At 61.0% G+C, this 24,137-nt stretch carries 28 protein-coding genes; 10 read left to right on the top strand and 18 right to left on the bottom strand.

Features of this window, described 5'->3' with window-relative positions; genetic code table 11:
- Nucleotides 1-38 precede the first annotated feature (38 nt).
- The 4 genes from ASF84_RS02925 (at nt 39) to tsaA (ending at nt 2,489) form a co-directional block, all read left to right on the top strand.
- Nucleotides 39-494 carry a GNAT family N-acetyltransferase gene (locus ASF84_RS02925; RefSeq protein WP_056835023.1) on the top strand — a complete coding sequence of 152 codons (456 nt, stop codon included), beginning with the start codon at nt 39-41 and terminating at the stop codon, nt 492-494.
- 72 nt (nt 495-566) lie between these two features.
- On the top strand, nt 567-1,277 hold the full coding sequence (locus tag ASF84_RS02920) for an rRNA pseudouridine synthase (RefSeq protein ID WP_056835021.1): 711 nt from the start codon (nt 567-569) through the stop codon (nt 1,275-1,277).
- 43 nt (nt 1,278-1,320) lie between these two features.
- On the top strand, nt 1,321-1,791 hold the full coding sequence (locus ASF84_RS02915; RefSeq protein ID WP_056835019.1) for a DUF1456 family protein: 471 nt from the start codon (nt 1,321-1,323) through the stop codon (nt 1,789-1,791).
- Nucleotides 1,788-2,489: a tRNA (N6-threonylcarbamoyladenosine(37)-N6)-methyltransferase TrmO gene (gene tsaA, locus ASF84_RS02910; protein WP_056835017.1), complete on the top strand. Its 702-nt coding sequence runs from the start codon at nt 1,788-1,790 to the stop codon at nt 2,487-2,489. Before ASF84_RS02915 ends, tsaA begins: the two co-directional genes overlap by 4 nt.
- 53 nt (nt 2,490-2,542) lie before the next feature.
- On the opposite strand, the gene fpr is transcribed toward tsaA, so the two are convergent.
- A complete protein-coding gene (gene fpr, locus ASF84_RS02905) occupies nt 2,543-3,322 on the bottom strand; it encodes a ferredoxin-NADP reductase (protein WP_056835014.1) in 780 nt (259 codons plus the stop codon).
- A 123-nt stretch (nt 3,323-3,445) separates the two neighbouring features.
- Here fpr and ASF84_RS02900 point away from each other — a divergent pair, with 123 nt between their 5' ends.
- Entirely contained in the window at nt 3,446-4,372 is a 927-nt protein-coding gene (locus ASF84_RS02900) for a LysR family transcriptional regulator (protein ID WP_056835012.1), read from the top strand.
- A 9-nt stretch (nt 4,373-4,381) separates the two neighbouring features.
- Here ASF84_RS02900 and ASF84_RS02895 read toward each other — a convergent pair whose 3' ends face one another.
- The 3 genes from ASF84_RS02895 to ASF84_RS02885 form a co-directional block, all read right to left on the bottom strand.
- Nucleotides 4,382-4,747, bottom strand: a complete 366-nt coding sequence (locus tag ASF84_RS02895) for a diacylglycerol kinase (protein WP_056835009.1) — start codon at nt 4,745-4,747, stop codon at nt 4,382-4,384.
- A 73-nt stretch (nt 4,748-4,820) separates the two neighbouring features.
- Nucleotides 4,821-5,471, bottom strand: a complete 651-nt coding sequence (gene erdR, locus ASF84_RS02890) for a response regulator transcription factor ErdR (RefSeq protein ID WP_161959132.1) — start codon at nt 5,469-5,471, stop codon at nt 4,821-4,823.
- A 168-nt stretch (nt 5,472-5,639) separates the two neighbouring features.
- Nucleotides 5,640-6,350, bottom strand: coding sequence for a tRNA-uridine aminocarboxypropyltransferase (locus tag ASF84_RS02885; RefSeq protein ID WP_056835006.1), 711 nt, complete (start codon nt 6,348-6,350; stop codon nt 5,640-5,642).
- A gap of 207 nt (nt 6,351-6,557) precedes the next feature.
- On the opposite strand from ASF84_RS02885, the gene ASF84_RS02880 reads away from it, so the two are divergent.
- The gene (locus tag ASF84_RS02880; RefSeq protein ID WP_056835004.1) at nt 6,558-6,980 is read left to right on the top strand and encodes a quorum-sensing-regulated virulence factor family protein; all 423 of its coding nucleotides are present in this window, start codon (nt 6,558-6,560) and stop codon (nt 6,978-6,980) included.
- Nucleotides 6,981-6,983: 3 nt separating this feature from the next.
- Here the strand turns inward: ASF84_RS02880 and ASF84_RS02875 are convergent, their stop codons facing one another.
- Entirely contained in the window at nt 6,984-7,196 is a 213-nt protein-coding gene (locus tag ASF84_RS02875; RefSeq protein ID WP_056835003.1) for a hypothetical protein, read from the bottom strand.
- A gap of 362 nt (nt 7,197-7,558) precedes the next feature.
- Between ASF84_RS02875 and ASF84_RS02870 the strand changes: the two genes are divergently transcribed.
- Nucleotides 7,559-8,677 carry a TIGR00730 family Rossman fold protein gene (locus ASF84_RS02870; RefSeq protein ID WP_056835001.1) on the top strand — a complete coding sequence of 373 codons (1,119 nt, stop codon included), beginning with the start codon at nt 7,559-7,561 and terminating at the stop codon, nt 8,675-8,677.
- Nucleotides 8,678-8,713: 36 nt separating this feature from the next.
- On the opposite strand, the gene recX is transcribed toward ASF84_RS02870, so the two are convergent.
- The 3 genes from recX to ASF84_RS02855 all read right to left on the bottom strand — a co-directional run bounded on the left by recX (nt 8,714) and on the right by ASF84_RS02855 (nt 10,854).
- Nucleotides 8,714-9,184 (bottom strand): recombination regulator RecX, encoded by a 471-nt coding sequence (recX, locus tag ASF84_RS02865; RefSeq protein WP_056834999.1) that lies wholly within the window; start codon nt 9,182-9,184, stop codon nt 8,714-8,716.
- Nucleotides 9,185-9,193: 9 nt separating this feature from the next.
- A complete protein-coding gene (gene recA / locus ASF84_RS02860; protein WP_056834997.1) occupies nt 9,194-10,261 on the bottom strand; it encodes a recombinase RecA in 1,068 nt (355 codons plus the stop codon).
- Between the two features lie 92 nt (nt 10,262-10,353).
- Entirely contained in the window at nt 10,354-10,854 is a 501-nt protein-coding gene (locus ASF84_RS02855; RefSeq protein ID WP_056834995.1) for a CinA family protein, read from the bottom strand.
- A 274-nt stretch (nt 10,855-11,128) separates the two neighbouring features.
- On the opposite strand from ASF84_RS02855, the gene mutS reads away from it, so the two are divergent.
- Both mutS and fdxA read left to right on the top strand, forming a co-directional pair.
- Nucleotides 11,129-13,708: a DNA mismatch repair protein MutS gene (mutS, locus tag ASF84_RS02850; protein WP_162241243.1), complete on the top strand. Its 2,580-nt coding sequence runs from the start codon at nt 11,129-11,131 to the stop codon at nt 13,706-13,708.
- A gap of 253 nt (nt 13,709-13,961) precedes the next feature.
- Entirely contained in the window at nt 13,962-14,285 is a 324-nt protein-coding gene (fdxA, locus tag ASF84_RS02845; protein WP_056834991.1) for a ferredoxin FdxA, read from the top strand.
- A gap of 521 nt (nt 14,286-14,806) precedes the next feature.
- Here fdxA and rpoS read toward each other — a convergent pair.
- The 8 genes from rpoS to ASF84_RS02805 all read right to left on the bottom strand — a co-directional run bounded on the left by rpoS (nt 14,807) and on the right by ASF84_RS02805 (nt 22,071).
- Nucleotides 14,807-15,817: an RNA polymerase sigma factor RpoS gene (rpoS, locus tag ASF84_RS02840; protein ID WP_056834989.1), complete on the bottom strand. Its 1,011-nt coding sequence runs from the start codon at nt 15,815-15,817 to the stop codon at nt 14,807-14,809.
- 104 nt (nt 15,818-15,921) lie between these two features.
- A complete protein-coding gene (locus ASF84_RS02835; RefSeq protein WP_082481278.1) occupies nt 15,922-16,791 on the bottom strand; it encodes a peptidoglycan DD-metalloendopeptidase family protein in 870 nt (289 codons plus the stop codon).
- A gap of 206 nt (nt 16,792-16,997) precedes the next feature.
- Nucleotides 16,998-17,633 (bottom strand): protein-L-isoaspartate(D-aspartate) O-methyltransferase, encoded by a 636-nt coding sequence (locus tag ASF84_RS02830; RefSeq protein WP_177339444.1) that lies wholly within the window; start codon nt 17,631-17,633, stop codon nt 16,998-17,000.
- 41 nt (nt 17,634-17,674) lie between these two features.
- Nucleotides 17,675-18,424 carry a 5'/3'-nucleotidase SurE gene (gene surE / locus ASF84_RS02825; protein ID WP_056834986.1) on the bottom strand — a complete coding sequence of 250 codons (750 nt, stop codon included), beginning with the start codon at nt 18,422-18,424 and terminating at the stop codon, nt 17,675-17,677.
- Nucleotides 18,412-19,470 carry a tRNA pseudouridine(13) synthase TruD gene (gene truD / locus ASF84_RS02820; protein WP_056834984.1) on the bottom strand — a complete coding sequence of 353 codons (1,059 nt, stop codon included), beginning with the start codon at nt 19,468-19,470 and terminating at the stop codon, nt 18,412-18,414. Before truD ends, surE begins: the two co-directional genes overlap by 13 nt.
- Nucleotides 19,467-19,940: a 2-C-methyl-D-erythritol 2,4-cyclodiphosphate synthase gene (ispF, locus tag ASF84_RS02815; RefSeq protein WP_056834982.1), complete on the bottom strand. Its 474-nt coding sequence runs from the start codon at nt 19,938-19,940 to the stop codon at nt 19,467-19,469. The genes truD and ispF overlap by 4 nt, the downstream gene beginning before the upstream one ends.
- 81 nt (nt 19,941-20,021) lie before the next feature.
- Entirely contained in the window at nt 20,022-20,870 is an 849-nt protein-coding gene (gene fghA, locus ASF84_RS02810; protein WP_056834980.1) for an S-formylglutathione hydrolase, read from the bottom strand.
- Between the two features lie 88 nt (nt 20,871-20,958).
- Nucleotides 20,959-22,071, bottom strand: a complete 1,113-nt coding sequence (locus ASF84_RS02805; protein WP_056834978.1) for an S-(hydroxymethyl)glutathione dehydrogenase/class III alcohol dehydrogenase — start codon at nt 22,069-22,071, stop codon at nt 20,959-20,961.
- Between the two features lie 104 nt (nt 22,072-22,175).
- Between ASF84_RS02805 and ASF84_RS02800 the strand changes: the two genes are divergently transcribed.
- Nucleotides 22,176-23,138 (top strand): LysR substrate-binding domain-containing protein, encoded by a 963-nt coding sequence (locus ASF84_RS02800; RefSeq protein ID WP_082481277.1) that lies wholly within the window; start codon nt 22,176-22,178, stop codon nt 23,136-23,138.
- Here the strand turns inward: ASF84_RS02800 and ispD are convergent.
- Nucleotides 23,083-23,790 carry a 2-C-methyl-D-erythritol 4-phosphate cytidylyltransferase gene (gene ispD, locus ASF84_RS02795; RefSeq protein ID WP_056835358.1) on the bottom strand — a complete coding sequence of 236 codons (708 nt, stop codon included), beginning with the start codon at nt 23,788-23,790 and terminating at the stop codon, nt 23,083-23,085. The genes ASF84_RS02800 and ispD overlap by 56 nt on opposite strands.
- A 7-nt stretch (nt 23,791-23,797) precedes the next feature.
- Nucleotides 23,798-24,076 (bottom strand): cell division protein FtsB, encoded by a 279-nt coding sequence (ftsB, locus tag ASF84_RS02790; protein WP_056834975.1) that lies wholly within the window; start codon nt 24,074-24,076, stop codon nt 23,798-23,800.
- Between the last annotated feature and the right edge of the window lie 61 nt (nt 24,077-24,137).

The following is a 24,137-nucleotide window of genomic DNA, read 5'->3' as shown; positions in this document are numbered from 1 at the left end:
CGTCGCGGGGCTTTTCATTGGCGCAGGAGTGAGGCGAGATGGACTTCCATTGCCCTGACAGGCACGACTACCCACGGCTGATCGAGCTCTGGGAAAGCGCCGTGCGCGCCACGCATGACTTTTTGCCCGAGCCTTACCTGCAACGTCTCAAGGGTCTGCTGCTGGACCAGTATCTGGACAACGTGACCCTGTTCTGCACCCGCGACGCCCAAGGGCTGATCACAGGGTTTGCGGGTGTGAGCCTGGGCAAACTGCAGATGCTGTTTGTCGGCGCCCAGTACCGCGGCCAGGGGCTGGGCACGCACCTGCTCAACCATGCCATCGAGCATTTCGGCATCCACGAGCTGGACGTCAACGAACAGAATCCACAGGCGCTGGGGTTTTACCTCAGCCATGGTTTCAGGCAAAGCAGCCGCAGCCCGGTGGACGGCCTCGGCCAACCCTACCCCATGCTGCGCCTGACCCTTGAACCGGACAGGCTTGCTCGAAGCTGAGCAGCAAACAGATTAACCGGGCGCGCATGCGTACAATGGCGCCTTTCTACTCTTTAACGACGGCTGCCTTTCATGTCTGAACCCCTACGTCTTTCCAAACGCCTCATCGAGCTGACCGGCTGCTCGCGTCGCGAAGCCGAGCTGTATATCGAAGGCGGCTGGGTGACCGTCGATGGCGAAGTGATCGAAGAGCCGCAATTCAAGGTCGACAAGCAGAAGGTCGAACTCAACCCGCAAGCGGTCGCCAACGCGCCGGACCCGGTCACCCTGATCCTGCACAAGCCGGCCAGCCAGAGCCTGGACGCCGCACTTGGCTCGATCACCCCGGGCACCTTGTCGGTCGAGCACAGTTACAGCAAGCGTGTGCTCAAGGGCCACTTCCTGCGTCAGGAGGCGGTGTCGAGCCTGCAGGCCAACGCCAGCGGCCTGGTGGTGTTCAGCCAGGACTGGAAAATCCTGCGCAAGCTCACCGACGATCGCAGCCGCATCGAACAGGAATACGTGGTTGAAGTCAGCGGCGAGATGATCGCCCACGGCCTCAACCGCCTGAACCACGGCATGATGCACAAGGGCAAGGAACTGCCTAAGGTCAAGGCCAGTTGGCAAAGCGAGAACCGCCTGCGCTTTGCCTTGAAGAACCCGCAACCCGACGTCATCGCCCAGCTGTGCAGCGCTGTCGGCCTGAAAATCGTCGCCATGCGTCGTATCCGCATCGGCGGCGTGTCCATGGGCAAGCTGCCTGAAGGGCAATGGCGCTACATGACCGCCCAAGAAAAATTCTGATGACCGTTTTCCAGGCTCAAGACCTGAAAGGACTCCTGCTTCCATGATCAACAACGATATTCTGCGCAGCGTGCGCTACATGCTCGACATCAGCGATTTCAAGATCGTCGACATCCTCAAGCTGGCCGGCTGCGAACTGAGCCGTGAAGAAGTGGCCGCCTTCCTGAAAAAGGAAGAGGACGAGGGCTATGTCGTGCTGTCCGACGAGCTGATGGCGCACTTTCTCGATGGCCTGGTGTATTTCAAGCGTGGCAAGGACGAAAGCCGTGCACCGCAACCACTCGAGCTGCCGATCACCAATAACATCGTGATGAAAAAACTGCGCGTGGCGTTCGAGCTCAAGGAAGAAGACCTGCACGCGATCCTCGCCTCGGTTGATTTTCCGGTGTCCAAGCCCGAGCTCAGTGCGCTGTTTCGCAAGGTCGGCCACAACAACTACCGCGAATGCGGCGACCAGTTGCTGCGCAACTTCCTCAAGGGCCTGACCCTGCGCGTGCGCCCTGCCCAGCCATGAACCATAGCGTGTCACCCGTGGGTTTCGTGCGCTCCTGCTTCAAGGAAAAGTTCGCCATCCCGCGCCAGCCACACCTGGCGCCGGCGGCACGCGGCGTGCTGGAGCTGGTGGCACCGTTCGACCAGGGCGATGCCGTGCAGGGCCTGGAGCAGGTCAGCCATGTCTGGCTGTTGTTCCTGTTTCATCAGGCCCTGGAAACCACGCCGCGCCTGAAGGTACGGCCGCCGCGTCTGGGCGGCAACCAGAGCATGGGCGTGTTCGCCACCCGTGCCACGCACCGCCCGAACGGCATCGGCCAGTCGGTGGTGCGCCTGGACAAGGTTGAAGCAGGCCGTCTGTGGCTGTCGGGCATCGACCTGCTCGACGGTACGCCGGTGCTGGACATCAAGCCCTATGTGCCCTACGCCGACAGCGTGGCCGGGGCGCGCAACGACATGGCCAGCGCCGCACCGGTGCTGATCCCGGTGCGCTGGCACGACGATGCCCTGCAACAGGCTCACGCGCAGGCCGTGCGCCTGGGCGAGCCGCTGATCGAGCTGATCGAACAGTGCCTGGCCCAGGACCCGCGACCGGCATACCAGGTGCCGGCGCCTGAGCGGCGCTATGGTGCGCAGTTCTGGGACCTGGATGTACGCTGGCATTACCCGGAGCCCGGGCTGATCCGGGTACTGGAAGTGGTGCCGGCCAACGGCCCATAAAAAAACCCGCCGCCCCCTTGTGGGAGCCGGCGGGTTTTTTCTTCAGGCGCCGATCACTTCTCGACGAAGGCGCGCTCGATCAGGTAGTCACCCGGCTCGCGCATGCGCGGCGAAACGGTCAGGCCGAATTCGTTGAGCACCTCACTGGTTTCATCCAGCATGCTCGGGCTGCCGCACAGCATGGCACGATCGTCCTGCGGGTTGATCGGCGGCAGGCCGATGTCGCTGAACAGCTTGCCACTGCGCATCAGGTCGGTCAGACGCCCCTGGTTGCGGTACGGCTCGCGGGTCACAGTGGGGTAGTAGATCAGCTTTTCCTGCAGCGCTTCACCGAAGAACTCGTTCTGCGGCAGGACCTCGGTGATGAACTCGTGGTAAGCCACCTCGTTGACGTGACGCACGCCGTGCACCAGCACGACCTTCTCGAAACGCTCGTAGGTTTCCGGATCCTGAATGACGCTCATGAACGGCGCAAGACCCGTGCCGGTGCTCAGCAGGTACAGGTGCCTGCCGGGCTTGAGGTCGTCGAGCACCAGGGTGCCGGTAGGCTTTTTGCTGATGATGATCTCATCGCCTTCCTTGAGGTGCTGCAACTGGGAGGTCAGCGGGCCATCCGGCACCTTGATGCTGAAAAACTCCAGATGCTCTTCCCAGTTCGGGCTGGCAATGGAATAGGCGCGCATGAGCGGACGGCCAGTGGGCTGCTGCAGACCGATCATGACGAATTGACCGTTCTCGAAGCGCAGGCCTGGGTCACGGGTGCACTTGAAGCTGAAGAGAGTGTCATTCCAATGATGAACACTAAGGACACGCTCGTGATACATGTTGCTCATGTACGTGAAAACTCCTGAAGAAATCTGCTCGCGCCGGCACAGGCGCTATTGCGCGCCATTCTAGTGGCAGACACAATATCTGTTAACTGAATTATCAAGATATGGGTTATCGGTTATATAGATATGCGATTTACTCTGCGTCAACTCCAGGTCTTCGTGGCCGTCGCCCAGCAGGAAAGCGTCTCCAAGGCCGCGATTCTGCTGTCACTGTCGCAATCGGCGGCCAGCACCTCGATCACCGAGCTGGAACGCCAGTCGAGCTGTCAGCTATTCGACCGTGCCGGCAAGCGCCTGAGCCTCAATGCAACCGGCCGCCAACTACTGCCTCAAGCCGTGGCCCTGCTCGACCAGGCCAAGGAAATCGAAGACCTGCTCAACGGCAAGTCCGGTTTCGGCTCGCTGGCGGTCGGGGCGACGCTGACCATCGGCAATTACCTGGCCACCCTGCTGATCGGCAGCTTCATGCAGCGCCACCCGGAAAGCCAGGTGAAGCTGCATGTGCAAAATACCGCCCACATCGTGCAACAGGTCGCGCACTACGAAATCGACCTGGGCCTGATCGAGGGTGATTGCAGCCACCCGGACATTGAAGTGCAGTCCTGGGTCGAGGACGAACTGGTGGTGTTCTGCGCGCCACAACACCCGCTGGCCATCAAGGGCCAGGCGTCGCTGGAAGAGCTTACCCGTGAAGCCTGGATTCTGCGCGAACAGGGCTCCGGCACCCGCCTGACTTTCGACCAGGCCTTGCGTCATCATCGCAACGGCCTGAACGTGCGGCTGGAACTGGAGCACACCGAAGCCATCAAGCGGGCGGTGGAATCAGGACTGGGGATCGGCTGCATTTCCAGGCTGGCCCTGCGCGATGCCTTTCGCCGCGGCAGCCTGGTGGCGCTGGACACGCCGCAACTGGACCTGTCGAGGCAGTTCTACTTCATCTGGCACAAACAGAAGTACCAGACCTCGGCGATGCGCGAGTTCCTGGAGCTGTGCCGGGCCTTTACCGCCGGCGTGCAGCGCAGCGACCAGATTGTGTTGCCCAGTCTTTATTGAACGGGCCTGTCAGCCAAGCAGGATCACAGCCCAGACCACGGTAATCATGCTCAGGGCAATCAGTTGCGCGGCGCTGCCCATGTCCTTGGCGTTCTTGGACAAGGGGTGCAGGTCCAGGGAAATCCGGTCGATGGCTGCTTCCACCGCCGAGTTGAGCAACTCGACGATCAGCGCCAGCAGGCATACGGCAATCAACAGCGCGTGTTCGCCACGGCTGACGTCGACAAAGAACGACAGCGGAATCAGGACGACATTGAGCAACACCAGCTGGCGAAAGGCAGCCTCGCCCTTGAAGGCGGCACTCAGGCCATCGAACGAATACCCGGCAGCATTGAAAATACGTTTGAGGCCGGTCTGGCCCTTGAAAGGCGACATACAGAGAACTGCCATGCAATAAGGAGGAGGGAAATTAAGGCCGGCCTGGTCAAAAAAATGTGAACCCGCCGAATTATTGCGCCGGAATCGATTCCAGCTGTTGCAGCAGCAGTGCGGCCTGAGTGCGGGTGCGCACGCCGAGCTTGCGAAAGATCGCCGTGACATGCGCCTTGATGGTGGCTTCCGACACACTCAGTTCATAGGCAATCTGCTTGTTCAACAACCCTTCGCAGACCATGGTCAGCACCCGGAACTGTTGCGGCGTCAGGCTGGCCAGGCCGGCACTGGCAGCCTTGGCCTCGGCCGAGACACTGACGGCCTCGTCGGCCTGTGGCGGCCACCAGGCATCACCTTCAAGCACGGTACGCACAGCCTGCTGGATGGTTTCCAGGGGGCTGGACTTGGGAATAAACCCGCTGGCACCGAATTCGCGAGAGCGGACCACGATGGCCGCCTCCTCCTGCGCCGACACCATGACCACCGGAATCTGCGGATATTGACCACGCAGCAACACAAGGCCCGAGAAGCCATAGGCACCTGGCATGTTGAGGTCCAGCAGCACCAGGTCCCAATCGGTCTTGTGGGCCAGCTGCGCTTCGATCTGCGCAATGCTGTCGGCCTCGACCAGCCGTGCCTGCGGACCGAGCCCCAGGCTCAGCGCCTGATGCAGGGCACTGCGAAACAGTGGGTGATCATCGGCGATCAGGATATCGTAGGTCATTATTTGATCCTTTTTATACTGAGTACGAATACCCGATCCAGCCACTGCGAATGTCGGCCAATGCTCAGCGTGCCTGCGCGACTCGGGGCGGCGCCAAGCATGCCCAGCCGGGCCGTGGTGGTCAAGCGCGATCCGGGTAGAGGGTGGCAGTTGGCCTGTAAGCCATCCGTTTCAAAGCCAGGCCTTGAGCCGCTCATGCACAGCGTCATCCGGATCGATCGGATTCTGATACTTGGCGCCCAGATAATGGGCCGTGAACACATCCAGATAAGCATCCAGTTGCTGGCTGGCCTCGGTGTCGCCCGCCAGCTCCAGGCACAACGCCGCCACCTCGGCGGTGCAGAAGTGATCGTCACGTCTGGAACGGCGCAAGCGATAGCGCGAGATCTGTTCCGGGGCCAGGCTCAACACCGGAAAGCGCTCAAGGTACGGGCTTTTGCGAAACATCTTGCGCGCTTCTGTCCAGGTGGCATCCAGCAGGATGAACAGCGGACGCTTGCCTGATCCTTTAGCAACCTGATTGACCACGCGCTCCTGGGCGACGAACTCACCGGGAAACACCAGATAAGGCTGCCATTGTGGGTCATCGAGCAAAGCCAGCAGCCTTTGGTCGACGTCCAGGCGCGACCAGCCGAAGGCATGGGTATCCTCGATCACATCAGCGATCAGCCAGCCGGTATTGGTCGGCTTCAAGGGCTCGGTATCATGCATCAACAGGCACATCGCCGAAACAGCCGTTGCGTGCGAGCGCCAGGCACACAGGCAATAGCTGAAAATCACCCGGCAACCGGGGCAACGCGGCGCTCGCGAACCCCGGGCAATAAACGGTTTGGTACTGCGCGCCAGACGCTCGTCGCGCAGGCGGGAGACGGCGTGGCTCATGGCGAGACACACTCGCAGGGAAAAAGCATCGGCACAGCAGATAACCCGACAGGACTGAAAAGTGCGCGCAGTTTACCAGAGCGCGGTCGGCCCGCGTTTTCGGCACGATGTGATTCGTGGCCCATAGACTCTATACTGCCGCGCCTCGTTGTGAACGCCCACCCTAGTTGCTGGTCAAAGCGCCAGCCACCGTATCAGGAGAGTTCAATGCTGCGCCTTATCGCCCCCACCCTCATGCTTGTGCTCGCAGCCCCCCTGGTTGCCCAGGCCGCTTCGAAGCAAGAGTACGAATTGAGCAAAATGCTGGAACAAGTCGCCAGGGAAAGCAGTGTGGGCACGCCGCGCGCCATCAACGAAGACATTCTTGACCAGGGCTACACGGTCAACGGCAACGAGTTGATCAATCACCTGAGCGTGCGTGAAGGCCAGGCCCGGCAGATGCGTGCCAATCCCGACACCGTGCGCGCCCAACTGGCCAACAGTGTCTGTCACAACAACGGCTATCGCCAGTTGATGACCAAGGGGGCCGTGCTCAAGTATCAGTTCACCGAGTACAAGACCAACCGCCCAGTCATCAGCCAGTCGTTCATCAATACCGATTGCACCACCAAACCTGCAGCCAAGAAGTAAGCGCTACGATTTGGCGGCGTGCATGCGTCTTGCAGCGCGCCGTTGCTCCTCGTCGGCGCGCAACTCGGCAATCAATGCCTGGACATACCGCGAGCGGGTTTCCTCTCCGCGCAGTCGGCGCAGGCATTCCTGCTGCACTGTCAAGCCCTCCGTCTGTGCAGACTGCTCGATCGCGTCGTACAGCCACTGATCCATTTCAATCCTGATGATTACCATCTGCAGCCTCCCTGCACGTCCATCATCACTGGCCACCGGCCAGGTTCCGCTGCTGTGCAAACGGCCTGAGCATTGCGATCGGGCCCCGTCCTGAATGCAGTAAATCAGAGCAACGGACACGCATCCGGCTGCCCGACGGACGGGCGCTGACAAGTCGCACCCGATATCGACAAGCGGCCACAGCACAAACCTTGATAACCTTTATGCAGGCTTGCAGCCCTGCTGGCGACAGGAAATTGCCCATCACCGAATACCCACGTATTTCGCCAACCCAAGGACACAGGCAGGATCGGCTCCGGTTCAAGTGCAGACCCGACATGCAGCGGGCTGTTGTATCGATTCTGCAGGAGGAGAACACCTAAATGCCGTATGTACCCAACGATGTTCTGTCCCGGCACTTTCAGGACAAAGGCCTGGATATCACCGACCAGGTCCAGAAACACCTTGATTTGCTGGCGCCTGGCAGCGCCAACCTGCCGTTGTACCGCGACATGATCCTCACCGTCTTGCGCATGGCCGAGGATGACCGCAATCGCTGGGATGCCAAGATCGTTCTGCAGACACTGCGCGAGCTGGATAACGCCTTTCGTGTTCTGGAGCAGTTCAAGGGACGCCGCAAGGTCACGGTATTCGGCTCGGCCCGCACACCGCTCGAACACCCGCTCTATGGGCAGGCGCGTGAACTGGGAGAGCGCTTGGCCAAGGCCGGCATCATGGTCATTACCGGTGGTGGCGGCGGCATTATGGCCGCCGCCCATGAAGGGGCCGGGCTTGAACACAGCCTGGGACTCAATATCACCCTGCCCTTCGAACAGCACGCCAATGCCACTGTAGAGGGCAGCGAGCATTTGCTGTCTTTCCACTTCTTTTTCACGCGCAAGTTGTTCTTTGTCAAGGAGGCCGATGCGCTGGTGCTTTGCCCGGGCGGCTTCGGCACGCTGGATGAAGCGCTTGAAGTGCTGACCCTGATCCAGACCGGCAAGAGTCCACTGGTGCCCATCGTCCTGCTCGACGTGCCCGGGGGTGGCTTCTGGCAGGGTGCACTGGATTTTTTCAAGGCCCAGCTGCAGGACAATCACTACATCCTGCCCAGCGACATGCAACTGCTGCGCCTGGTGCACAGCCCTGAGCAGGCCGTCGAGGAAATCGATCGCTTTTACAGCAACTTCCATTCAAGCCGTTGGCTGAAAAAGACATTCGTACTGCGCATGCACCACCCGCTCAACGAGACAGCGTTGGCGCATGTGCGCAACACCTTTGCCGATCTGTGCCTGAGCGGGGGGTTCGAGCAACTTGGTGTTGAATCGCCTGAACGTGAAGACTCACCGTTCAGTCATCTGACACGGTTGACCTTCGCCTTTACCGGACGACAGCAAGGGCGCTTGCGCGAGTTGATCGACTGTATCAACCAGCCGGAAAACTGGGTAGATACCTTGCCTTGCAGCGAAGCTGCTTCACGCGAACCGCTGAATATCGATTGAGGGCTGGCTGGCGGGCTCAGGCACCGCTCAATAGGCTCAGTCGAAATCGCCACCCCGGCCGCTCAACAGGCGGCCGATCAGGTCCATCGGGTAACCCCGATAGCTCAGGAAACGGGTCTGCTGGGCACGCTCACGCATATCAGCAGGCAACTTGCCGGCAAACTTGCGCTGCCAGGTTTCTTCCAGCCGCGCTCGCCAGTCAATATCGCACTCACTTAACGCCTGCTCGATATCAGCACGCGCCAGACCGCGCTGGCTCAGCTCTTCACGAATGCGCAAAGGGCCTTGCCCGCCACGGGCACGCGAGGCGATGAAGCTTTCAAGGTAACGGGCTTCAGACAGGAGGCCGTCCTCGACCAGGCGGTCAAGGGCGGCGTCGATCATTTCGGAAGAGGCGCCGCGCTGGCGCAGTTTGCGCGCCAGTTCGACACGACCGTGCTCGCGACGTGCGAGCAGGTCCATTGCAGTGCGCCGTACAGCGACGAGGGTATCGAGCACGGTGGTCATGGTCGACTATCAGCTATCGGCGTCGATTTCGGCCATGTCGTCAGCAGACTCATCGGCACTTACAGGAAGCGCGTCAGCCGCTGCGGCACCACCATTGAGCAGCTTGTCGCGAATCTGCTTCTCGAGCGCGCCGGCGATGTCCTGGTTTTCCGCCAGGAACTTGGCCGAGTTGGCCTTACCCTGACCGATCTTGCTGCCCTTGTAGCTGTACCAGGCACCGGATTTCTCGAGAAAGCCATGCGCCACGGCCAGGTCGATGATCTCGCCGTTCAGGTAGATACCCTTGCCGTACAGGATCTGGAACTCGGCCTGACGGAACGGCGGTGCCACCTTGTTCTTGACGATCTTGACGCGGGTTTCGCTGCCGACCACTTCGTCGCCTTCTTTCACGGCACCGGTACGGCGAATGTCCAGGCGCACCGAAGCGTAGAACTTCAGGGCATTACCACCGGTGGTGGTTTCCGGGCTGCCGAACATTACACCGATCTTCATGCGGATCTGGTTGATGAAGATCACCAGGCAGTTGGCGTTCTTGATGTTACCGGTGATCTTGCGCAGCGCCTGGGACATCAGGCGAGCCTGCAGGCCCACGTGCATGTCGCCCATTTCGCCTTCGATTTCAGCCTTGGGCACCAGGGCGGCCACGGAGTCGACCACAATCACGTCGACGGCATTGGAGCGCACCAGCATGTCGGTGATTTCCAGTGCCTGCTCGCCGGTGTCCGGCTGGGAAACCAGCAGGTCGTCGACATTGACGCCCAGCTTGCCGGCGTACTCAGGGTCCAGGGCGTGCTCGGCGTCGACGAAGGCGCAGGTGGCCCCCAGCTTCTGTGCCTGGGCGATCACCGACAGGGTCAGGGTGGTTTTACCGGATGATTCCGGGCCATAGATCTCGACGATACGGCCGCGTGGCAGACCGCCGATACCCAGCGCAATGTCCAGGCCGAGCGAGCCGGTGGAGATGGAAGGAATAGCCTGGCGGTCCTGGTCACCCATGCGCATTACGGCACCTTTGCCGAACTGACGCTCGATCTGACCCAAGGCCGCAGCCAAGGCTTTCTTCTTGTTCTCGTCCATTGAAGTCCTCACGTAATCAAATTCATTAAAGGCCTTGCGGCCACGACAACTGTATAAGTAGCCAGTATTATTCCACAGCCCCGAGCGCTCGCCTACCCCTGTTTCGGTTTTTCACCTGCACAAAGTTGAATGAGCCCCTCTAGAGCGGCCCTGACCGTTTGTCGGCGTACTTCATCGCGATCGCCGGCAAAATGATGGCCTTGAGCCACAACCTGCGTGCCGTCGGCCCAGCCGATCCAGACCGTTCCCACCGGCTTTTGCGGTGAGCCACCCGAAGGACCGGCCACCCCGCTGACCGCAACGGCAAAGCGCGCACCGCTATGGCGTTGCGCACCAAGCACCATGGCTCGCACCACCTCTTCACTGACTGCCCCAACTGTGTCGAACAACGTCTCGGACACTTGCAACTGACGCACTTTCTGCGCGTTGGAATAGGTCACATAGCCCGCCTCGAACCAGGCTGAACTGCCGCTGATACGGGTGATGGCCTCGGCGATGCCACCACCGGTGCATGACTCAGCCGTACTGACCTGAGCCTTGAGCGATACAAGGTGCCTGCCAAGCGTGTCGGCAAGCCGGGTGATGTCATCCATGGTGCAATTCCTGGCAATGAAGAAAGTGACAGGTCCGTCGAACGGACAGCGGGGGAAGTCTACACATTCACCGCCTGCGCGCACCCGGCCAAATGTATAGGCATCCTTCACGGCGGTCCGGTGCGCACCTGCGCCGACCCGGCGCGCGTGGTAACCTTGCGCCCATCGCCGAGCCGCCAGCAGACACCTCCTGTTTCAAATCGAAACCCGCTTCTGCCCCGGGCGCCACCCCCTTTCTTTACGACTCTGTCTGACCCCACTGATGAATAAAGCCATTTCCGACCTGTCCTCCCATACACCGATGATGCAGCAATACTGGCGGCTGAAAAATCAGCACCCGGACCAGCTGATGTTCTATCGCATGGGCGATTTCTATGAAATCTTCTATGAAGACGCCAAAAAAGCCGCAAAGTTGCTGGACATCACCCTGACCGCTCGCGGTCAGTCGGCCGGCCAGAGCATTCCCATGTGCGGCATTCCCTACCACGCCGCCGAAGGCTACCTGGCCAAGCTGGTCAAGCTGGGCGAGTCGGTGGTGATTTGCGAACAGATCGGCGACCCGGCGACCAGCAAAGGCCCTGTCGAACGCCAGGTGGTGCGCATCATCACACCGGGTACGGTCAGCGATGAAGCACTGCTCGATGAGCGTCGTGACAACCTCCTGGCCGCGGTACTGGGCGATGAGCGCCTGTTCGGCCTGGCGGTGCTGGACATCACCAGCGGCCTGTTCAGCGTGCAGGAAATCAAGGGCTGGGAAACGCTGCTGGCCGAGCTGGAGCGGATCAATCCGGTCGAGCTGCTGATTCCCGATGACTGGCCCCAGGGCCTGCCCGCTGAAAAGCGTCGAGGCGCACGCCGCCGCGCCCCTTGGGATTTCGAGCGCGACTCGGCCCACAAGAGCCTGTGCCAGCAGTTTTCGACCCAGGACCTCAAAGGTTTCGGCTGTGAAACCCTGACCCTGGCCATTGGCGCGGCCGGCTGCCTGCTGGGCTACGCCAAGGAAACCCAGCGCACCGCCCTGCCGCACTTGCGCAGCCTGCGCCATGAGCGTCTGGACGACACGGTCATCATGGACGGAGCCAGCCGCCGCAACCTGGAGCTGGATACCAATCTGGCCGGTGGCCGTGACAATACTCTGCTGTCGGTCATTGACCGCTGCCAGACGGCGATGGGCACACGCCTGCTGATCCGCTGGCTGAATCGCCCCCTGCGCGACCTGCCAGTGATCCAGGCCCGCCAGAGCGGTATCGACTGCCTGCTGGAGCAGTATCGTTTCGAGGGCCTGCAGCCGCAGCTCAAGGAAATCGGCGACATCGAGCGCATCCTGGCGCGCATCGGCTTGCGTAATGCCCGTCCACGCGACCTGGCGCGCCTGCGTGACGCCCTTGCTGCCCTGCCCGCGCTGCAACACGCCATGGCCGACCTGCAAGCGCCGCACTTGCAGCACCTGGCACAGACGACCAGCACCTATCCGCAACTGGCCGAGCTGCTGCAACGGGCAATCATCGACAACCCGCCGGCGGTCATCCGCGAGGGTGGCGTGCTCAAGACCGGCTACGACGCCGAGCTGGACGACTTGCAATCGCTGAGCGAGAACGCCGGGCAATTCCTCATCGATCTCGAAACCCGGGAAAAGGCCCGCACGGGCCTGGCCAACCTCAAGGTCGGCTATAACCGGGTGCACGGGTATTTCATCGAGCTGCCCAGCAAGCAGGCCGAGCAGGCGCCGGCCGACTACATCCGGCGCCAGACCCTCAAGGGGGCCGAACGCTTCATCACCCCGGAGCTCAAGGAATTCGAAGACAAGGCGCTGTCGGCCAAGAGCCGCGCCCTGGCCCGCGAGAAAATACTCTATGAAGCCCTGCTCGAAGACTTGATCGGCCATCTGGCGCCGCTGCAGGACACCGCTGCGGCCCTGGCCGAACTGGACGTGCTGAGCAACCTGGCCGAACGCGCCCTGAACCTGGACCTCAATTGCCCACGCTTCGTCGCACAGCCGTGCATGAAGATCGAGCAAGGCCGTCACCCGGTGGTCGAGCAGGTGCTGTCGAGCCCGTTCGTGGCTAACGACCTGGCGCTGGACGACAACACCCGCATGCTGGTCATCACCGGCCCGAACATGGGCGGTAAATCGACCTACATGCGTCAGACCGCCCTGATCGTGCTGCTGGCCCACATTGGCAGCTACGTGCCGGCGGCCCGTTGCGAACTGTCACTGGTCGACCGGATCTTTACCCGTATCGGCTCCAGCGACGACCTGGCCGGTGGACGCTCGACCTTCATGGTGGAAATGAGCGAAACGGCCAATATCCTGCACAATGCCACTGACCGCAGCCTGGTGCTGATGGATGAGGTCGGACGCGGCACCAGCACGTTCGACGGTCTGTCGCTGGCCTGGGCGGCGGCAGAATGCCTGGCCCAGCTACGCGCCTACACACTGTTTGCCACGCACTATTTCGAACTGACGGTATTGCCCGAAAGCGAGCCGCTGGTCAGCAACGTGCATCTCAATGCCACCGAGCACAATGAGCGCATCGTGTTTCTGCATCGGGTGCTGCCAGGACCGGCCAGCCAGAGCTATGGCCTGGCAGTGGCGCAACTGGCCGGGGTTCCGGGCCGGGTCATCAGCCGGGCCAAGGAGCACCTGCAACGCCTGGAGACTACCAGCCTGCCGCATGAGCAGACGCATGCACCGCTCAAGGCCAAGGCCGGAAAACCGGCCGCCCCCCAACAGAGCGACCTGTTTGCTGCCCTGCCGCATCCGGTGCTCGAAGAGCTTGGACGCCTCAAGCCCGATGACCTGACGCCTCGTCAGGCGCTGGATTTGTTGTACTCATTGCAAACTCGCCTGTGACGCCGGGCGTTACATACTGTTAGAATCCCGCGCGGTTTTGGAATGCTCTTGACACCTAGCCTGGTCAAGTCGCTATCCGGGCCGCGTGAGGACCTAGCGAACCACAGGTCGAGCGGCAGGCGGATACAGCCAACCCGCCTTGAGACCACTCACTTGAAGCCCATGTTTTCACACGGCTCGGGCGATAACCTCCCGAACCTGGCATCGCTGTCTGACAGGGCGATGCTGCCGCCGCCTGAGGAGAAAATTAGAAATGACCTTCGTCGTCACCGACAACTGCATCAAGTGCAAGTACACCGACTGCGTAGAAGTCTGTCCGGTGGACTGCTTTTACGAAGGCCCGAACTTCCTGGTGATCCACCCGGATGAGTGCATCGACTGCGCCCTGTGCGAGCCTGAATGCCCGGCCCAGGCCATTTTCTCGGAAGACGAGATTCCAGCTGGCATGGAGAACTTCATCGAACTCAATGCCGAGCTTGCCGAGGTCTGGCCGAACATTACCGAGCGTAAGGATGCTCTCCCCGACGCCGAGGAGTGGGACGGCAAGAAAGGCAAGATTGCCGATCTGGAGCGTTGACCAAAAGGCCCCTTGCGGGCCTTTTGCTTATCTTTTCTGCAGGCAAAAAAAAGGGGCGGTATAACCGCCCACATTTTTCCTTGGTCCATTTGATCCCTTTCATCATCCTGATGAATCGCATCCTGCGATGTCCTTGTCAGCGCTCATCCTTGAGTGCCTGTACCGATCCGTTGGTACAGTTCCGATCATAGTGATTTTCAGACTAAGGGCAACCCCCTTCGACGGCGTAAAAAGTGTCAAAATAATGGACAGTACTTACGGAAAACCGAATTAAATCAAAGTGATGGGTGCTTTCCTGATACGCGACTGGAATAATTTTACACACTAAGCCTGCAAACACTTACAGCCCGCGTAAGCAATGACTTACACGACGCTTAGTTAGTATCAAAAAGCCGCCCCCGCACCAAACCCTGCACTATTAAAAGATGCTATTGCCACGACAGTGTCATGAAATCATGCAGACAGCAAAAAGGCCGATAGCAACAGGCATGTTGCTATCGGCCTTTTGTCTGGCAGGCGAACTACTGGAAGAGCGACTCGCTGGAGAGGCCGTTCCTCTCGAGGATTTCACGCAGGCGCTTGAGGCCCTCGACCTGAATCTGCCGGACCCGCTCACGCGTCAGGCCGATCTCGAGGCCGACATCCTCCAGCGTGCTGCTTTCATGACCCCGCAGACCGAAGCGGCGAATGACCACCTCGCGCTGCTTTTCAGTCAATTCCGAAAGCCATTGATCGATGCTTTGCGAAAGATCGTCATCCTGCAGCAACTCGCAGGGATCGGTGGGTCGATCGTCGGTCAGGGTATCGAGCAGCGTCTTGTCCGAGTCAGGCCCCAGCGACACATCCACGGAGGAGACCCGTTCATTGAGCCCAAGCATGCGCTTGACCTCGCTCACGGGTTTTTCCAGCAAGTGGGCGATCTCTTCGGCGGAAGGTTCATGATCAAGCTTCTGGGTCAATTCACGGGCAGCGCGCAAATAGACGTTAAGCTCTTTGACGACATGAATCGGCAGACGGATGGTCCGCGTCTGGTTCATGATCGCCCGTTCGATGGTCTGGCGAATCCACCAGGTCGCGTAGGTCGAAAAACGGAAACCCCGTTCAGGATCGAATTTCTCGACGGCCCGGATCAACCCCAGGTTGCCTTCTTCGATAAGGTCCAGCAATGACAGGCCGCGATTGACATAGCGCCTGGCAATCTTGACCACCAGCCTCAGGTTGCTTTCGATCATGCGTTTACGCCCCGCAGGATCGCCACGTTGCGACAGACGCGCAAAGTGAACTTCCTCTTCCGGAGACAACAAGGGCGAAAAACCGATTTCATTGAGGTACAGCTGGGTGGCGTCTAGCGCCCGGGTATAATCGATGTATTTGTGCTGTTTGAGCGAAGAAGAAGTTTTAGCCTTGGCGCGAGCCGAGACCGGGGTTGACGACTGCTTTTCGTCAGACACCTGCTCCAGGACAATGCCTGCTTCCGTAAGGAGCACTTCATCATCGATGTCAAACTCCGGCGCCTCGTTGCTAAGAGCCATTGTTATAGTCCTTTGGTGAGTTCGACCTCAAGCCCCCGCGTCGCCTGATTTCCATGGCAACGCCTGAGCCTGTTCCTATTACGCCAGGAACAGGCCGACAACACTCAACGGCGTGGCAAGAATTGCAGCGGATCTACAGGCTTACCCTGGCGGCGAATCTCGAAATGCAGCTTCACCCGGTCAGTCCCCGTTGACCCCATCTCGGCAATTGTCTGCCCTGCCTTGACCTGTTGCCCTTCCTGTACGAGCAGCCTGCGGTTATGACCGTAGGCACTGACGTAGGTATCGCTGTGTTTGATGATGATCAATTCGCCGTAGCCCCGCAATCCACTCCCGGCGTAAACAACTGAACCATCAGACGCTGCCAAAACAGGCTGTCCCAAATTTCCGGCAATATCAATGCCTTTATTCAAACTTCCGTTTGAAGAAAATTTCCCTATCAAAACGCCACTAGCCGGCCATGTCCAGCCGCCTGGAGAGCGCCCTGCAGGCGTCTGCGGACTGGTGGCTGCTGGTGGAATGACCACTGGCGTTACAGCCACCGGCTTGGTGATGACCGTGGTCTTTACAGAGCCTGAACCACTGCTTGTAGTGGACGTGGAGGTGGTGACCGGACCCGAGCGTGTGGGGGTACTGACGACGCTCGAGGCGGCATCCGAACGCCCGTCGAAACGAATCGTCTGCCCGGGGCGAATGGTATAAGGCTCGGGAATGCGATTGCTCACGGCCAGTGCTTTCCAGTCCCAGCCATAACGGAAGGCAATGGAAAACAACGTGTCACCGCGCTTGACCACGTATTGCCCGGAAGTGACAGGGGCACGCTGCTCGATAGCATTGCCGTTGCGATCGACCACACGCACGCCGCCTGAAGGCGAACTGGAGCAGCCGACCAGAAGGACGCTCAAGGCAAGGCCAATCACCAGACGCTGAAAACCTGTCAAAAACCTGAGCTGCCCAATGACTGTGTGACTCACCCGCCACTCCCTTTCCCGGTGATAGATTTGAAATGCTGCCTGTTGTACCGCATAGGCGACTGGCAGCGAGTGTAACCGGTGTTAAGCACGCTTGCCTGTAACAAGCGGCTTCTCTCGATAATGCCAAGCGGCCATGCAAGGACACGCGGGCAGGAGATAGACCGGCGGCGACGTGCAGAATTCCCCATCTATTCCGGCAACATGATTCAGGCCAACGGCCCGTTGAGCAATGGGACAAAACGCACAGCCCCCAGTACGCGCCTTGAAAACCCGTGCTCCTCACGTACGATCATCAGCAACTGCTGAACCTCGCCTGCGCCTACGGGAATGACCATTCGCCCGCCAGGCGCCAATTGATCAAGCAGCGCCTGAGGCACGTCGGTGGCCACTGCCGTGACGATGATGCCGTTGTAAGGTGCCAGCGCCGGCCAGCCTTCCCAACCGTCGCCCCAACGAAACACCACGTTGCGCACGTTCAACTCCACCAGGCGTTCCTTGGCACGATCCTGCAGCACCTTGATGCGCTCGACGGAAAACACCCGCTCGACCAATTGGGCCAGCACCGCTGTCTGATAGCCTGAACCGGTGCCGATCTCCATCACCTTGTCCAGAGGACCCGCTTCCAGCAGCAGCTCGCTCATGCGCGCCACCATATAGGGCTGGGAAATGGTCTGGTTATGGCCGATGGGCAAGGCGGTGTCTTCGTAGGCCCGATGCGCCAGGGCCTCGTCGACAAAGAGGTGGCGCGGGGTCTTGCGAATGACGTTCAGTACCCGCGCATCCGCCACGCCTTCTTCGGACAATCGCTGGATCAGACGCTCGCGGGTACGCTGCGACGTCATGCCGATACCGCGGCGCAACAGGTCATCATGGTCACGGGACATCAGCGCAACCCCTCAAGCCAGGTGTTCAGACGGCTGAAACCGTCCTGAAAGGTCCGGTCAAGCTGCAGTGGCGTGATGGACACATACCCCTGCATCACGGCATGGAAATCGGTGCCGGCACCGCCGTCCTCGGCATCGCCGGCGGCCGCAATCCAGTAGCCGGCACGACCACGCGGGTCGACCACCTTGACCGGAGCTGCAGCCCGGGCGCGATGCCCCAGCCGGGTCAACTGGATGCCGCGCACCCGATCCAGGGGCAGGTTGGGAATGTTCACGTTCAGGACCGTACGCGGCGGCAGGTCGAGTTGCTCATGCGCCTCGACCAGCAGACGGGCGTAATGGGCGGCGGTGGCCAGGTTGTCCGGCTGTCGCGACAGGAACGAGAAGGCCATGCCGGGACGCTGCAGGAAACGGCCTTCGAGTGCCGCCGCAACGGTGCCGGAATAAAGCACATCATCACCCAGGTTGGCGCCCAGGTTGATGCCCGAGACGACCATGTCGCAGGTGTACGGCAAGATTCCGTTGAGCCCCAGGTGCACGCAATCGGTCGGCGTGCCATTGACGCTGATGAAACCGTTGTCCAGGACATGTGGATGCAGGGGGCGATCCAGCGTCAGTGAACTGCTGGCGCCGCTTCGGTCTTGATCGGGGGCAATGACCGTGCACTCGGCATAATCCGCCAGCGCCGCATACAGCGCTGCCAGACCGGGTGCGGTGACCCCGTCATCGTTTGAAATCAGAATACGCATGGGCTATCCGTTAGCCCGACCGGCACCAGATCGACGAGTTCGCGTACCAGAACGGTGGCGAAACATCCGGGCGGAAGGACAAATTCCAGTTGCAGAATGTCAGGCTCGGGATAATGCCATGCCAAGCGCCCAATGGGCAGTCGCAGGATACGACGTTCGTGCACCATGCCCGCCCGCACCAGCCAGTCGCATAGTGCCGCCTCGCTTGCAGCCAGACGGTCCTCCAGCTCGCCGGTGACGCCAGTGGCTGGCGAAGCGCCACTACCCCACTGCGGACCCGTAGGGTGCAGGTCGAGAATCGCCAGGCGTGGGTCACTGCACTCCTCGGGGCCGGCCGAAAAAAAGCTGCGACTGTCAGTAAAGGCCAGTAGATCGCCCACTTGGGCCTTGTTCCAGGTGCCATCGGCCACCCGTGCTGCCAACACTTGGTTGAACAGGTAGCTGCGGGCCGTGGATAACAGCCGCGAGCGTACCGCACGCTGCTCGGGCAAGGCCTGACGCCCGGCGTAGTCGCGCGCCTGGGCCAGGTTGCCGCCGTCATGGCCAAAACGCTGGGCACCGAAGTAATTGGGCACGCCCTGGGCGGCGATTGCCTCCAGGCGCCGTTCCAGGGCCTGGGTATCGGCCTTCAATCCTGTCAGGCGCAAGGTGAAGCCATTGGCGGCATGCGCGCCACGCTGCAGTTTGCGCCGGTGCCGGCCGCACGAAAGGATCTTGAGCGTGGCATCTTCGGCTGCCGACAGATCGGGGTCGGCCTTGCCTGGCAACTGAATGCTGAACCACTGGCGAGTCAGTGCCTGACGATCCTTGAGGCCGGCGTAACTGATGGTACGCAGCGGTACGCCGGCGGCACGGGCCAACCGGCGAGCGGCTTCTTCGGTATTGAGACCGCGTTTTTCGACCCACAGCCATAGATGCTCACCATCGCCGGACAAAGGAATGTCCAGCACCTCATCGACCTGGAAGTCATCGGCGCTGGCCTTGAGGACGGCGGTGCCCAATGCCGCGCCGTAGGCACGCGGCCCCAACAGTTGAAGGTCGTTCATGCGCGCAACAACAGCGCGACGGCATGCACCGCGATGCCTTCTTCGCGGCCGACGAAGCCGAGCTTCTCGGTGGTCGTGGCCTTGACGTTGACCTGGTCGGGATCGACCTGCAGGTCCTGGGCGATCAGCTCGCGCATGGCCTGGATGTGCGGCGCCATTTTCGGTGCCTGGGCGACGATAGTGGCGTCGACATTGGCGATCTTCCAGCCCTTGCCCTGCACCAGCGTGAGGACATGGCGCAGCAGCACACGGCTGTCGGCACCCTTGAATTGCGGATCGGTGTCCGGAAAGTGCTTGCCGATATCGCCCAGCGCAGCGGCACCCAGCAAGGCATCGCTCAAGGCATGCAACAGTACATCGCCATCGGAATGGGCCAGCAGGCCGAAACCGTGTGCAATGCGCACACCGCCCAAGGTAATGAAATCGCCTTCGGCGAAACGGTGCACATCGTAGCCATGGCCAATACGCATAGAAAAACGCCCTGAAAAAAGTCAGGGCGCGATTCTACCTGCTTTGCAGGGTGCAGGGTCAGCACAACTGGGTGCTTTGCCTCAATAAGCGTTCAAGGCTGTGGCATGATGACGCAGGTGTTCCTCGATGAAGCTGGCAATGAAGTAATAGCTGTGATCATAACCGGGCTGCAGCCGCAGATTCAGCGGGTGACCTGCGGCCTTGGCGGCTTGCACCAGTGCCTCGGGCTTGAGCTGGTTGACCAGAAAATCGTCGCGATCACCCTGATCGACCAGGATCGGCAGCTTCTGCGTGGCCTGTGCCAGCAGCAGGCTGGCATCCCACTCGCGCCAGCGCGAGCGGTCCTCACCCAGGTAGCGAGAAAAGGCTTTCTGGCCCCAGGGGCAATCGACCGGGTTGCTGATGGGCGAGAACGCCGAGACCGACTGATAGCGGCCCGGGTTACGCAAGGCGCAGACCAGCGCACCGTGCCCGCCCATGGAGTGGCCGCTGATGCCCCGCGCCTGGGACGCCGGAAAGTGCGCCTCGATCAGCGACGGCAACTCATCGACCACATAGTCATGCATCCGGTAATGCTTGGCATACGGCTGCTCGGTGGCATTGAGATAGAAGCCCGCACCCAGGCCGAAATCCCAGGCACCGTCCGGGTCGCCCGGCACATCGGGGCCGCGCGGGCTGGTGTCCGGCGCCACGATGATGATTCCCAACTGCGCGGCCAGTCGATGGGCACCGGCCTTCTGCATGAAGTTTTCATCCGTGCAGGTCAGTCCCGACAGCCAGTACAGCACCGGCAGTTTGCCGCCCTGCTCCGCCTGGGGCGGCAGGTACACGGCAAAGACCATGTCGCAGCCCAGTACGCTGGACGTGTGCTTGTACCGTTTGTGCCAGCCACCAAAGCTTTTCTGGCAAGAAATGTTTTCCAGATTCATACGACCTCCAGCGACAAGCGATCGACCATAAGCAGCAAGCAGCAACGAATGCCCGCTTGCCGCTTGAAGCTCAACGCTTGAGGCTTATTCAGAAATGGATGACCGAACGAATGCTCTTGCCTTCGTGCATCAGGTCGAACGCCTTGTTGATGTCTTCCAGGCCCATGGTGTGGGTAATGAAGCTGTCCAGCGGAATCTCGCCGGTCTGTGCCATGTCGACATAGCTTGGCAGCTCGGTGCGCCCGCGCACGCCGCCGAAGGCCGAGCCGCGCCAGACGCGACCGGTGACCAGCTGGAACGGACGGGTAGCGATTTCCTGGCCAGCACCGGCCACGCCGATGATCACCGACTCACCCCAGCCCTTGTGGCAGCACTCAAGCGCTGCACGCATCAGTTGCACGTTGCCGATGCACTCGAACGAGAAGTCCACGCCGCCATCGGTCAGATCGACAATCACTTCCTGGATAGGACGATCATATTCCTTCGGGTTGATGAAATCGGTAGCACCCAGTTGCCGGGCGATATCGAACTTGGACGGGTTGATGTCGATGGCGATGATGCGCGAGGCCTTGGCCTTGACCGCACCAATGATCGCCGACAGACCGATGCCGCCCAGGCCGAAGATCGCCACGGTGTCACCCGGCTTGACCTTGGCGGTGTTGAGCACCGCACCGATGCCGGTGGTCACGCCACAGCCCAGCAAGCAGACCTTCTCCAGCGGCGCGTCCTTCTGGATCCTGGCCACCGAGATTTCCGGCAGCACGGTGTACTCGGAGAATGTCGAGGTGCCCATGTAGTGGAAAATCGGCTGGCCTTTATAGGAAAAGCGCGCCGTGCCATCCGGCATCAGGCCCTTGCCTTGGGTCGCGCGGATCGACTGGCACAGGTTGGTCTTGCCCGACAGGCAGAATTTGCACTGGCGGCACTCGGGGGTGTACAGCGGAATGACGTGGTCGCCGACCGCTACCGAAGTCACGCCCTCGCCGATCGCCTCGACGATGGCGCCGCCTTCATGGCCCAGGATCGCCGGGAAAATACCCTCCGGGTCAGCGCCAGACAACGTGTAGGCGTCGGTGTGACAAACGCCCGAGGCAACGACCCGCAGCAGCACTTCGCCAGCCTTGGGCATGGCCACATCGATCTCGACAATTTCCAGTGGCTTCTTGGCTTCAAAGGCGACAGCGGCACGTGACTTGATCATGGGGTCTCTCCGTTAGGGTTAAAACAGACCCGGAGTGTAGTACGCTGCCGAATGATGAGTAATCCAGACAAAAGCAAAACATTATTGCTGCACAGGGACAATCGATGTACACCAATCGCTGGGAAGGCCTGGACGAGTTCGTAGCCGTGGCCGAAAGTGGCCAATTCACTGCGGCGGCTTTGCGCCTGGGCGTGTCGTCCTCGCACGTCAGCCGGCAGATCATGCGCCTTGAAGAACGCCTTCAAACCCGTCTGCTGTATCGCAGCACCCGCCGCGTGACGCTCACCGAAGCCGGGCAGACGTTCCTGCAGCATTGCCAGCGCCTGCAGGACGGACGCGAAGAAGCACTGCGGGCAATAGGCGACCTGAACAGCGAGCCCAAGGGGCTGTTGCGCATGACCTGCGCGGTGGCCTACGGGGAGCGCTTTATCGCACCGCTGGTGACACGCTTCATGGAAAGCTACCCACAACTGCGGGTCGACATCGAGCTGAGCAACGACACGCTGGACCTGGTGCATGAGGGCATGGATCTGGCGATTCGCCTGGGGCGCCTGCAGGATTCACGCCTGGTCGCCACCCGCCTGGCACCGCGGCGCATGTACCTGTGCGCATCGCCGTCCTATCTGGAGCGTTATGGCCGGCCGCACAGCCTGTCGGAGCTGAGCCGCCACAACTGCCTGATCGGCGGCAGCGACACCTGGCTGTTACAGCAGAACGGGCGGGAGTTTTCCCAGCGCGTCCAGGGCAACTGGCGCTGCAACAGCGGCCAGGCGGTACTGGATGCCGCCTTGCAGGGCACGGGGCTGTGCCAGTTGCCGGATTATTATGTGCTGGAGCATTTGCACAGTGGCGCGCTGGTGTCCTTGCTCGAGAGCCATCAGCCGCCCAACACCGCGGTCTGGGCGCTGTACCCGCAGCAACGGCACCTGTCGCCCAAGGTGCGCAAGCTGGTCGACTATCTCAAGCAGGGGCTGGCGCAACGCAAGGAATATGCGGCGGGCCAGGCGTCAGCTAGAAGCGGCTCTGCCGATGCCGGCGCAACCACTCAAGGTCCTCGGGCCGGGTGACCTTGATGTTATCGGCCCGCCCTTCGATCAGGCGCGGGGCTGCGCCGGCCCACTCGATGGCTGACGCCTCGTCAGTGATCGGCACATGCGCCACCAGGCTGTCGGCCAGGGCCCGATGCAAGGCCCCCAGGCGAAACATCTGCGGCGTATAGGCCTGCCAGATCAGGCTGCGGTCGACGGTCTCGGCCACCCGCCCCTGGGCATCGGCGCGCTTGAGGGTATCGCGGGCCGGTACGGCCAGCAGGCCACCGACCGGATCATCGGCCAGTTCGCCCAACAGCTGATCCAGGTCACTGCGCGCCAGGTTGGGCCGCGCAGCATCGTGCACCAGCACCCAGTCGTCATCGCTGGCGCCCTGCGCGTGCAGGTGCAACAAGGCATTGAGGACCGAATCGGCCCGCTCCTTGCCGCCGGTGACGCGCTGAATCCGCGAATCCAGGGCACACGGCAAGGCCGGCCAGTAGGGATCATCCGCCGCCAGGCTGATCACCAGCCCCTTGAGCCTGGGATGATCGAGAAAACACAGCAGGCTGTGTTCGAGAATTGTGAGGCCGCCCAACGGCAGATACTGCTTGGGACGGTCTGCGGCCATGCGAGCGCCAACGCCCGCGGCAGGAATAACAGCCCAGAAGGCCGGCAATACGTCGTTCATGGCAAGGTCACCGCGCAAGCTGATAAAGCGTTTCACCGTCCTTGACCATGCCCAGCTCGTGGCGGGCACGCTCCTCGACGGTCTCCAGACCCTTTTTCAGCTCCATGACCTCGGCATCCAGCACCCGGTTACGTTCGAGCAGGTTAGCGTTTTCGGCGTGTTGATCGGCAATCTGCTGGGTCAGGCTAGCCACTTGCGCCAGGCTTCCGTTGCCTACCCACAGCCGGTATTGCAGACCGGCCAGTAACAGCAACAGGACAAGAAACAACCAGTAAGGACTGCGCATGTAAATATCAGTTACCCGGTAATGAGGCGGCAGAGCCAAAGCATAGTGACCAACGGCATTG

It is taken from the genome of Pseudomonas sp. Leaf127 (assembly GCF_001423155.1).
GTDB classification, from domain to species: Bacteria; Pseudomonadota; Gammaproteobacteria; order Pseudomonadales; family Pseudomonadaceae; genus Aquipseudomonas; species Aquipseudomonas ovata.
This window is presented reverse-complemented; position numbering and strand designations above follow the sequence as displayed.